7 protein-coding genes are annotated in these 11,867 nt (G+C 46.1%); 1 reads left to right on the forward strand and 6 read right to left on the reverse strand.

Annotated features, from left to right (window positions below; genetic code table 11):
• Positions 1 to 12: 12 nt before the first annotated feature.
• From GL182_RS11070 to GL182_RS11095, 6 genes are all read right to left on the reverse strand, one after another.
• Positions 13 to 1,050, reverse strand: coding sequence for a FecR family protein (locus tag GL182_RS11070; protein WP_163379749.1), 1,038 nt, complete (start codon positions 1,048 to 1,050; stop codon positions 13 to 15).
• Positions 1,051 to 1,867: 817 nt separating this feature from the next.
• Positions 1,868 to 2,479 carry an RNA polymerase sigma factor gene (locus GL182_RS11075; protein WP_163379750.1) on the reverse strand — a complete coding sequence of 204 codons (612 nt, stop codon included), beginning with the start codon at positions 2,477 to 2,479 and terminating at the stop codon, positions 1,868 to 1,870.
• Positions 2,480 to 2,988: 509 nt separating this feature from the next.
• Complete coding sequence (locus GL182_RS11080) at positions 2,989 to 3,849, reverse strand: hypothetical protein (RefSeq protein ID WP_163379751.1); 861 nt, start codon at positions 3,847 to 3,849, stop codon at positions 2,989 to 2,991.
• Between the two features lie 471 nt (positions 3,850 to 4,320).
• Positions 4,321 to 7,035, reverse strand: a complete 2,715-nt coding sequence (locus tag GL182_RS11085; RefSeq protein ID WP_163379752.1) for a family 78 glycoside hydrolase catalytic domain — start codon at positions 7,033 to 7,035, stop codon at positions 4,321 to 4,323.
• The gene (locus tag GL182_RS11090; protein WP_163379753.1) at positions 7,035 to 9,245 is read right to left on the reverse strand and encodes a metallophosphoesterase family protein; all 2,211 of its coding nucleotides are present in this window, start codon (positions 9,243 to 9,245) and stop codon (positions 7,035 to 7,037) included. Before GL182_RS11090 ends, GL182_RS11085 begins: the two co-directional genes overlap by 1 nt.
• 4 nt (positions 9,246 to 9,249) lie before the next feature.
• The gene (locus GL182_RS11095; protein ID WP_163379754.1) at positions 9,250 to 11,124 is read right to left on the reverse strand and encodes a sulfatase-like hydrolase/transferase; all 1,875 of its coding nucleotides are present in this window, start codon (positions 11,122 to 11,124) and stop codon (positions 9,250 to 9,252) included.
• A 132-nt stretch (positions 11,125 to 11,256) separates the two neighbouring features.
• On the opposite strand from GL182_RS11095, the gene GL182_RS11100 reads away from it, so the two are divergent.
• On the forward strand, positions 11,257 to 11,862 hold the full coding sequence (locus GL182_RS11100) for a TetR/AcrR family transcriptional regulator (RefSeq protein WP_163379755.1): 606 nt from the start codon (positions 11,257 to 11,259) through the stop codon (positions 11,860 to 11,862).
• The last annotated feature ends 5 nt before the right edge of the window (positions 11,863 to 11,867 follow it).

An 11,867-nucleotide genomic window follows, 5' to 3' on the forward strand; every position in this document is an offset into this window, starting at 1 on the left:
ATTACCATACTTTTACAATTTTATGTGAACAACTTTTTCTTCTATATTGAATTGGAAGCCCTGTATGTAAGCCATACTACGCAATACATCTTCCAGGCTCTGTTCCTTGTAATCCCCCGAAAACTCCCAGGCGACGGGTTTCGAACCTTGCACGTGGAACGCTACCCCGTACCAGTTTTCCAGTGTTTGCATAACCTCTTCCAGTGAGGCCCGGTCAAACCGGATCCAACCGTCCCTCCAGGCCAGCACCACATTCGAATCAAAATTACTTACTTTGTTTCTTCCCGTCTGTCCATCGTGATGCAGGGCCTCGCCCGGCTCCAGCCAAACCGGATCGGCCAGGGCTTTTTCTGTTACTTTCACCGACCCGGAAACCAGGGAAATATCAATGTTGGACCCCTCTAGGTTGCGGATATTGAAGGTGGTACCCAATACGGTGGTCACCAACCCATTGGTTTCTACCCGAAAGGGCCGTAAACTGTCCTTCTCCACCTCAAAATAGGCCTCTCCTATCAGCCTAACATTTCGCTCCAGGGAGTCAAACCGCTCCGGAAAGAAGAGGCAACTATTGGCATTCAGCCAAATCCGACTACCATCACCCAAGGTCAACTGCAATTTTTCTCCCGGCTGGGTGCTCTTTTCGATCCAAACGGTTTCATTAGCCGCTGCCCCGGGTGCCGTATCGGTGGGCATAGGCGATAGCCACCAGGCCAATCCAAAAGAAAGGAGTAGGATGGCTGCGATGCGATGCATTTGCCCCAGGGGTTGCCAACGGAACGAATGGTCCTTTTTCAAAGCGGATTTTTCAATCTCCTTTTGCTGTTTTGGTTCACGAAGTAATTCCTGCAAGATAGCCTCCCGGGCCCCTTCGGGAGCTTTGTGCTCCGGATACCGGACCCGGAGTAAAATTTCCCTGGCTTTTTTTAACTCCCCCACCTGTCCCGGGTTGGCCACCATCCATTTGGACCAATAGCTGTCCAATTGCTGGTTAGGCTGCTTTACCCAGGCAATAAATTCCGGGTCAGTCAAAAAATCCTCTTTGGTTTTCATGCCGTATTATTTCCTTCTTTACTGTAAATACCAGCAGTCCCCAAAACAACACCTAAAAAATTTACTTTTTTTAATAAATATTGCAGCATTGAAAAAATGTCCTGTCGCATTCCAAAAATTTTGGACATAAAGACTTAGAGACTGGGGGACTGAGAGACTCAGAGACTTAGAGACGAAGAGACGAAGAGATGATGTGGTGATGTGGTGATGTGATAATGGCGTCACTGTGAGGGTGCAGGTGGAGTCAAATCGTATGGCGGTATCCGCTCCTGCACCCGCGGCAGTCTGTCGGTGTACGTTTGCGTTGGTCGTTTTCTATTTGCCATCTACGGAGGACTTGCGATTTCGCTTCGAATCAGATTGCTGCGCTGCGCTCGCAATGACGGTGTTTTTGGTCGGTATGAGCAGTCTTCGTCACTGCGAGGGAGCGTTTTTGGATAAATAAACCTACGGAAAACGCTCAACGCTCCCGCGGCAGTCTGTCGGAATATGTATCCGTACTACCTTATTTATTATCATTCCACAAATTTCTTGGGTGCCCGCTTCGAATCAGATTGCTTCGCTGCGCTCGCAATGACGAGTAAGGTAAATTTAAAAACTTAGTCCTCTGTGGTTCTTTGAGTCCTCTGTGACAAAGAATAACGCATCGTATTCCGAGATTTTTTGACACAAAGCGCACGAACGATGCACAAAGGACACGAAGCATTTTAAAATAAGCCTCTGTGCGCTTTGTGGTTCTTTGAGTCCTTTCGTGACAAAAAACTGAAACGGGTATCTCGGTTTTAGGAGTCTTTTTAAAGGATCTGATCGAGAAAGATTACCGCAAGGTTTTCCGCAAAAAGGCCAGTGCCTTGTACATCAGGTTACGGGTGGTATGGTCGCTGTCCATTCCCATCAATTCCCGGATCTCGGCATAGGAAAGATCCTCGTAAAAAAAATAATAGATGATTTCTTTCTTTCTGGGACTTAGTTCGGCAATGGCCTGGTTGAGCTCTTCCATCCTCTCGGCATCCAGCTGCTGATCTATCAGTATCTGCTCGTGGGACAACTCAAACCCGAACCCTTCCTTCTCCGACAAATCCGCCCGGCGTTGCTCCCATCTGCTCTGTTGCCGATAAAGCTTTCGTTTAAGGCATTTCAATAAATAAAACCGGATATGATCCGTAGGCCCCAACTTCTTTCGGAGGTTTTTTAAATCGAAAAACAACTCCTGAATGCCGTCTTTGCTCAGAGATTCATCTCCAGTCAATCGCATGCCATAGGCAAAAAGTCTATCAAAATACTGTTCGTAAATCTCAATAAAAGCCGCATCGCTGCCATTCCGGAATTGATCCCAAAGGGTGGCATCCGGAATTTTATCCGCAGACCGGGTTTTGTTTCTTTCATCAGGGAACTGCTTCGAAACGTTGAATTGAGAGCGAGGCATCATAGGGTTTATTGGTAATTACAGGATAAATTTACCCATTAATAAGGCATTTCCTAATTTTTACCAATTAAAATAGCTCATTTTCCGATTTCAACCTATAACCTTATGTAACACGACATGCAAGCTTTTAAAGGAAGGCGATCACTTTCCGGAAAGTGATCGCCTACTTTTACTATTGTTTGCCGCCTGATCTATTCTTTCGGCTTATTCTGGAATTTTTTAACGGTCCAGGCAACGGAAAAGGAGACAAATAAACCCGTAAATAGAGCCCAATAGAACCCAAAACTAGTCGGATCCACAGACGCCAATGGATTAACTTTCATCAAGGTAAATGCACCTAATAATCCGAAAATCAATGATATTGAATGTTCTTTCCACTTATTGGTTTTCATCTGTTTCTAATTGTTTTTTTAACGGTCAAATAGCCTGTCCCGATATTAAATCGGGAGAATCTCGCATGGTTTATAATCATCCTTCTTTGTGTCGCTTGCGTGATGCTCGATTTCATTTGTTTACGCCCTCCAGCAAGAATATAATAATGAACCGGCAACCCCAGCTATTGCTCCTTCGATAAAACCCACTGCTCCACCCATAACAGCACCTCCTACACAACCAGAGGCAGTCCCCAATAAAGGAAATACAACAGTGCCTCCTGCACATCCAATTAAGCCTCCCCGGACAGCCCCATAACCACCATTGATAACAGCACTTCCCCATACTGCCCTCATGTCTACTCTACAGCGTAAATTAGAAGAATACCCTGATCCTTTAGCCAGCACAGCCATTTGTTCTCCAAACCTGTCCATCCCTCCATTTTCCAAGAAGTCAGCCAGGGCATAAACTCCGGAACCTATGGCATGTAGTTCCAGCTTTTCCTCGATGGATAAATTACTATCGCTCAAATTATTATGAAAATTTTTAGCCAAAATTTTCGCCTCCATGTAATCATCTGTTAAAAATAATTCATCCAGAAAGCCCTTAAGGACCATCAATTGCGGGCCACTATACGCCTTTTCCAGGATTTCCACAAATTCAGAGGTGTTAGGGTCAATAATAACATTTCTCCCACTGATGTCCTCCAGGTTTTCTGATAAAAACGCCTGGGCATCAAAACTTTCAGCGTAAAAAAAGTTGTTTCGCCAATGATGAAATGTATTCGCCTGCAAAGATGGTTTATCCAGAAATATACCATTACCCTCTTTCCTTAACGTTTCGTCTAAAGTCCGAATGGCAACATCCAGCCCCTCGGTGTACATTTGTTCGAATCGTTCAGAGGCATTCGAAAGATCCAAACCGGGACGATTTACATGCAGATCCTCTTGACAAGACACGAGGATGCAAAACGCAAAAACAATTGAAATGTTGGTTTTCATAGGTGAAATAGTTAAAAGTTTTGCCTACTCTAGTGACATCTTTTAGGCATCCGATGATAGCAATAGCAGGGTAGTTAAAAATAGAAGTTGAGTTTTATAGGAGTTAAATAAGATAATGATCTTATCAAAAACTGCAAAAGCTTGTATGAGCTTATAGGTTGCAGTACCTGCGACTATCAAAAAATACTAAAAGTGGATCTAAAATATCTTATTAATTTAATAAAAACAACTAATTATTCTAAATTTTAATATGAAAAAGTCATAACTTGAATATACACCCCGTTTGAAGCAGAAATATTGGGATATCATTGCGCATTTGATGCGACAATATCTCAATACATGTGACTTCTTTCCATTTTATCGTATAATTTTATTCGCTGAAACATTCCCAAATAGCAGACACAAAATCCATGCTGATTGAATTAAAACCATGGCATTTTAATTTGGAGAATATCTAGTTGCCCAAAGCCGTCAAAACTCCAGCACATGCCTGCCACTAGCCACCAATAAACCGATGTAAGGTCCGGCAGTATCGGCCCCACTGACCAGATCGGTAGCGGCTACCTGTTTCCCGTTCAGTCGCAATTCATCTGTCAGCTCCGCCGGCAAACGAATTTCGGCCGATGAATTGCCCGGCACTTCTACTTCCCAACGGATGCGCTCCCCTTCCCTCTTCCAATGGGACCGGATCCAACCGTAGGGGGATTGATGCCCGGCTTCCACCCATTCCAGGTCATCGGGAAAAGATGGCTTTAGTAGTATCCGCTTGAATCCAGCCGCTTCATCCGTTGGCTGAATGCCGCCTAGCCCCTTGTAAAAGAAATCCCCTATCGTCCCAAACATGATGTGATTTCTGGATTGGGATCCGTCCCAGTTCTGAAAAAGCGTGCTGGCTCCCAATTCATCCACCCAGTAGCCCCAGCCCGGATAGGTGCGTTTGTCGGCCATTTCATAAAGCAATTCGGAATGCCCGAAACGCATCAACACCTGAATCAGGGCCTTAGTACCCACTACCCCGGCATTGATATGCCCCTGTTTTTCCTGAATGGCTTCCAGAAGCGTGGCCAGTACCGCGGCTTCCTGATCTTTTACTACCAGGCCTACGAATAGGGGAACAGCCTGAGCAGTCTGCCCGCCGTGATCGAAAATACCACTTTGCGGATGATAGTACTTGATATGAAAGGCTTCTCTAATCTTGCTTGCCATATCGGAATAGGTCTGCCTGTCCTGTTCCTCTCCGGCAATCCCTGCCATTTGCGAAAGTATGTTGCTGAAATAGTAGAAAAAGGCGGATGCCAGGAAAGGTCCCTGCGTCTTGTTCTCCAGCTGTTTGTGGTCATCAATGCCAAAATTCAAGAGGTATCCATCGGCATGCGCATTCAGGTAATCCACATATTTTTTGAACGCCGGGTAGTAATTCCTGATTATGGTAGAATCGCCGGTAAACCGATAGAGTTGCCAGGGAACTTCCAGGAACGCCCCTTCCCACTGCGGTCCGTACCCACGTTCCGGATCTTCACCCTGGTTATAGGTATAGCCCCAGCCACTGGTGGGGATGATACCGGGAAGATCTCCATTTGGCCGCTGCTCGTCCAGAAAGTCATCTATCCACTTCAGGTAAGCCCGGCTCAGGCCAAAATTATACAATCCGGTTTCAGCCACCAACAGGGCATCTCCGGACCATCCCATTTTCTCCCGGTGGGGACAATCGGTGGGATACCCATGATAATTACCCAAAAAAGACCAGCGAAAATTTTCCTGCAGCTGATTGAACATGTCATTCGAACTTCTGAAATAACCCCTTTCAGCAAGATCCGTGTGGACCACATCGGCCTGTATATCCAATAGTTCCACCTCCAGATCACTTTTTGTCACCTCCACATACTGAAAACCCTGGTAGGTAAATACGGGATGCCAGGATTCTTCCCCCTCTCCTTTGAGGTAGTACCTGTCGGTCTGGGTATCTCCGGTCCAGATAAAGCGGCTGAGTTCCTCCACATCCAGCGTGCTATCGGGATAGATGCGTTCGCCATACCGCATTTTCACACCTGAGCCTGCCGGTCCATCTACCCGGATATTGGCCCAGCCGGTAAGGTTTTGACCGAAATCCAGCATTAACGTGCTGTCGTTTACTTCCCAACTAGATTTGGGGTCCAGCCTGCCGGTCACCCGAATAGGAGGCATCACCTGAGCAGACATCTTACCTTGCGGACCGGAAATTTCTACGGCATCATTCCAGGAATCACCTGAAAATCCCGGGGCAGCCCATCCCTGCATTTCCTTTCGGGCATCATAGGATTCCCCATTGTGCACCCCGTCAAAGATTATGGGGCCATCCAGGCTGTATTTCCAGTCTCTGTTTGAGTAGATCCAGCGTTCTCTTCCTGCTGCATCCACCACTTTCAACTGCAGCCTGAGCGCGGGGGAGGCCCGCCAGGGTGCCTGATCAAAATCCCAGGCTTCCCGGGTGTGTTGGTTGTACCAACCATTTCCTAAAACCACTCCAATGGCATTTTCACCTTTTTGAAGTAAATGAGTGACATCATGGACCACATACTTCACCCTTTTATCATACCGTGTCAGGGCGGGATCCAGGACATGGTCACCCACTTTTTGCCCGTTGATCAGCGCCTCATGATATCCCAAACCAGCAATATACAGCCTCGCTGATTGGATTTCTTCCGACAATTCAAAGGTTTTGCGAAAGTAAGGTGCTGGTGTGAGGGGCGGGACTTCCCTACCTTCCTCTACATGGGAAATCCATGGTGCCTCCCAGTTGCTGTCCTCCGTCAAACCCATTTCAAACCAGGAAGACTGACTTTCTGCAAGCTGATCCTGGGGATTCCATACCATTACCTTCCAATAATACCTTACCCCTGGCTCCAGAGTTTTACCCTGATAAACCTGGCCCACAGATTGGGAAGCGTGGATTTTGCCGGAATCCCAAAGATCTGCCTTCCCCTCTTCCAGCTTATCGGTACTGCTACCCACCAAAATCCGGAAGGCATCCTGCCTGAAACCACTTTCTGCACTTATTTGCCAGCTAAAAACAGGCTTCTCTTCCAATCCCAAAGGCTTTTCCAGGTGATTGGTAGATAGTTGGTGAACTTCAAAGCTGCTATCCTTTTGACAGGCGTTCAGAAGTGTGAGAAACAGTAAGAATGGAATTAACTTAATCTTCATCATCAATGCTTTTTACCTGTAGACATGATATACCGGTGCTCTCCCGCAATGTGAACAAATGGCTCGTACTTATTCATCCACCACATTTTTTCATCGGGCATGGGTTTGATTCTTCTTTGATTGACGGTGGATTCCCGAACCTGTTTGGGTACCCTCACCTGGCTAAAGTAAATACCGAAACCCGGGCTGTTGCCATCGTTTACATGCCAGGTACCCAGGTTGATCACCAACCGGTCCAATTGGGAAATGTCCAGCCCCTGATGCTGATAATCCGAAAACCAATTGAGCTGCACCTGCTGCCAATGCTCCATTTGGTCATCCAACTGAAAGTGAAGAAAGGGTATTTCCTTTTGATCGGTAAACCTGTCGATAAGCTGGGAGGTTCCCTTACCCACCCAATAAGCCATATTTAAAAGCTTGACACTTCCCTGGAATCCTTCCAGCCAGATATAGCCACCTGCCCAGGCATTTGTAAGGTTTACGGATTGCTTGTCCAGGCAATAATCCAGGGCGATCATCTTTGGCGCAGCATCCAGCAGCAGTCCCTGACAAACATGGTTAATGGTTTGGGGCAACCTGTCCTGGCCGGGAATGTGGTATTTTCTTTTTTCGCTGCGCAGGTATAAGGCCTGGTAACCCTGGAATCTTTTCACCTCCATGCGATTGGAGGGATGGTCATCTTCCCTGTACACAAATCTAGGGTGCCAATGAGACAGCCCCTGAGCGAAATTTCCGTTTTTTATCTCTTCATCAGCGTCCAACTGCCACTTGTAATTCAACCACAGGGGATAGGCCGATTCATTGAATTCCGGCAATTCCTCCGGATAGGGATAAACTTCTTCGGTCACCGTCTTGAAATAGGCTTTGGCTTCCTTACCTTGAATTTCAAAAATCAAAACTCCCTGAGAAGGTCCTCCGTGCAGCTCTTCTTCCCCGAAGGCCCTTGGCCGGTAGCCGGCTGCGGGCAGGTTGATCATTTTCATGCCCTTGTAGCTCACAGCTGTCTTAAAAGAGGCTTTAATGGGGATATTCACATGCCCGCTAAATATAAACCTGACATTACCATGAGTAGCCAATCTGTCCAAAACCATGCGCTTCACAGCAACAGATTCTGCATAATTGATCAAAGGATCTATCCCTATGGGGTGGGCGGGCACATGTTGCAAGAACACAGTGGGTTTGTCCCGGTTTTCGTGCAGGTCCTCCTCCAGCCAATCAAAGTAATGGGGATGGGTTTCAAAAAAATCAGCGCGCAGGGGGTCCGGCCAAACAATAAAATGCCAGTCACCTAAATCAAAACTATAGAGCAACCATTCCATCCCATTCATGGCTTTTTGGGCACTGAAATAATGGTTGAATTCAGCCATGTGATAACCTGGTTTAAATGTTGCCTGATAGCGGGTTTCGTGGTTACCTACTGCATAAAGGATGGGCGTTTGTATTTTTTTGAGGTAATCATGCATGGCCTTAAAATGAGATTTCTCTCCCTGATTATCCACAATATCTCCCAATACCAGGGAAAGTACCGGACTGGGATTCAGGTCATTTATTCTGTTGACGCTGTCTTCGATGAATGCATTGTGGATTTTCATCCGCGTAGGATGGGCCTTTGGCGTGACAGGATTCCCTCCCTGAGGGTCGGCCAGAATGGCTATGGAAAACGAGTCGGTTGCGCCTGAAATTCCTATTTTTTCCAGATTCAGCTTGCCTATTTCTTTATCTAACAGGTAATTACAACTTACAGATATCCCCTGCTGCTGAAAGGAGAGCTCCTGCTCATCAAGCAGCTGTGCTAAAGTAAATTGTTCCACATTTCCATTGAATGAAAAAGAAAATAATGTGCTGGGCCTGGGCTCATTTAACCAAAAAGCAAATATATAAGGGAAAGCTTTTCCAACCTTCAATTCAAACCTACTGTTTTCTTGATCCACAATTGCACTTTCATTGGCAAATGGAAAATCACGTACTTTTCCAATGTTGCCTCGGGGTATATGAAATTCCATTACTACCCTGGCAGGTTCCAAACTGTCTACGGCCTTTACCTCCAGCCGAAGCATGAATTCCCCCTTCTGGTTGAGAACATCATCAAATTGATCCGGACTCGGGTAAACATATGGCTCCATGGAATTCGGATCCATTTGGGTAGGACCTGCTCCAGCTAAAAAAACGGAAGCCCCAGTCCCTATTGTGGTAATGAATGACCTCCTTTTCATCGCGCTACCAATTCATATCATAGCCATGGTCCATGGGATCTACGTTCCACTTGGTCAGCAAGCCCTTTGCTGCCCTGAGGTCATAATGTTGCCGGTTAAAATCCCCTACCATCCCAATCATATCCAGGACTGCCTGTTGGGTAGCAGCAGCCTCATCTTCTATGCTGTCAATGGCATTCAATGCATGGGTCCTCGCAAAAGAATTGGGGGTCTCCAATACTTCATACAAGGCCCTGAGTCCCTCCTCCTCGTGCCCCAGCTGATACAAGGCTTCTGCTGCCACCACCTTCACATTTGGGGAGGAATCTGCCAGGGCACTTTTCAAGGCTTCAACGGCTTCCTCAGCCTCCTGCCCCAGGATCAACAAGCCTGTGGCTCCCCAATACCGGATCGCAGCCTCATCCTCATTCAGCATCTCTTTAAGAAAGGGAATGTCTCCCCTTTGAGGATCTGAAGCCAGGTTTGCACCATCTATCAAATCGTTCAGCTCCAGACCGGATTCCCGCATGTAATCGTAGGTAGTAGTTCCTTCCGTCCGGTCTATCAATTCAGCCTCCGGAATAAATCCGGAATCCTTTATTTCCAGCATCCAGTCTTTGGTAGCAGCACGCATTCTTTTAAGTACATCTTCGTACTGGGGATCATCTGCCAGGTTATTGACTTCCCAGGGGTCATTTTCCGTATCATAAAGCTCCTCTGCTGGCTTGGTATTCCAAAATATGGACTGGATCTCATTGCACTCTCCTGCTTTATAGGCAGCTTCCCAGGATTGAATGGAAGGAGCACGCCAGAGGTATTCCAAAAACTGTCCGTATACCCTGTAGGGAATATAGTTGCGTATATATCGGTATTGATTATCCCGGGCCGAACGGCTCATATCATAGCGTTCATCCATCCTTCCGCGGAACATAAAGGCATATTCGGGATCTTCTGTTTTTTGTTCTCCGAGAAAGGCTTTCCCTTGTAAGTATTCGGGTATTTCTTCTCCGATTAGACTCAACACGGTAGGCACCAGGTCCACAAAACTGATCAGGCGGTTGACTTCATTTCCCGGCTGTTCGGCAGGATAGAGGTGCTTGTATTTCTCTGGAATCCTGACAATGAAGGGTACACGGGTACCCGTCTCATACACATACCTTTTACTCCTTGCCAATACGCCCCCATGGTCTCCATAATAAAATACGATGGTATTCTCTGCCTGTCCACTTTCCTCAAGCTCCTGGAGCAACTCCCCAATCCTTTTATCCATATCTTCGATTTTATCGTAATACTGGGCCCAATCGTGGCGCATCTCCGGCGTATCCGGATGATAAGGAGGCAAAGTGACATCTTCCGGACGGTGGCGCAGCTCCTCAGTAGGAGTGGATTGATGAATGGAGCTTTCGTGGGAAATCGTGGTGTTGAAAACTGCGAAAAAGGGTTTGCCCTCAGGCCTGTTTTTATAATGGGCCTGATTACTGGATTCATCCCAAAAATCCTGATTTTGGTCAGGGTTAATGTTATAATCTTCCTTGACGTTATTGGTACAATAATACCCTGCCCCACGCAACATCCTGGGGTAAGGTTGTATCAGGTCGGATTTATCATAATAACTCCTCATGTGCTGGTGACCACCCGCAGTAGCATAAATTCCTGTCAAAATGGTATTTCTGGCTGGGGCACAAACCGGCACATTGGCATAGGCATGCGTATATAAAAATCCTTCAGCAGCCAGGGCATCCATATTGGGGGTAGTGGCAAACTCATCGCCATAACAGCCTGCAAACGGGCTATTGTCTTCGCTGGTAATCCATAAAATATTGGGAGGGGGAAGCTCTTCCTGGGTGGAATTACAAGAAATTAATACAAACAGGCCAAATACAACGATTAGATTTTTCATTTTGGGTTGGGGTAAATATTTTTTATTCAATTTCTAAAATAAACCAAAAAGTTGAATAATTAAATTTATTCGAATCCTGATTTTAATGTCACCTATGTTGACATTAATTTATTTAATGTCTATATTCATGACATGAATAAGAAAAAACCCAAGCGAAACTACAATATGGATACCAGGACTAAAATGGCATCCGCTAATGATAAACGCATCATGCAATCCATATTCGCACTTTGGGAGCAACTATCCATTCATGAAATCACACTGGATATGGTGGCCCGAGATGCCGGGGTTACCGTCAGAACCATCCTGCGGAAATTCGGATCTAAGGAAGGTTTGATTGAGGCGAGCATAGAAAAGGATGTATCCAACATTAAAAAAGAAAGGGAAACTGCGATTGAAGGAGATTACCTGCAGGCCCTGACCATTCTGGTCCGGGATTATGAGCGCATTGGCGATGCCGCTATCAGGACACTCGCCATTGAACAAGAATTACCCATAGCCAAAAAAATACTGGATAGCGGAAGGGCTTATCACAGGGAATGGTGCGAAAAGATTTTTGCTCCTTTCCTGCCGGACCCTGAGAACCCGGATTATGAACAAAAATTACTATCCTTTATTACCGCAACAGAATTTTACTTGTGGAAACTGCTCCGAAGAGATTTAAACAAAAGTCGGGAAGCCACATTTGTCGTTTTCAAATCCCTGGTTGAAGGATTAATTCAACAGGGAAAAACATAAACTCC

Origin of the sequence: Cyclobacterium sp. SYSU L10401 (genome assembly GCF_010993705.1) — a bacterium.
In the GTDB taxonomy this organism is placed as follows: domain Bacteria; phylum Bacteroidota; class Bacteroidia; order Cytophagales; family Cyclobacteriaceae; genus Cyclobacterium.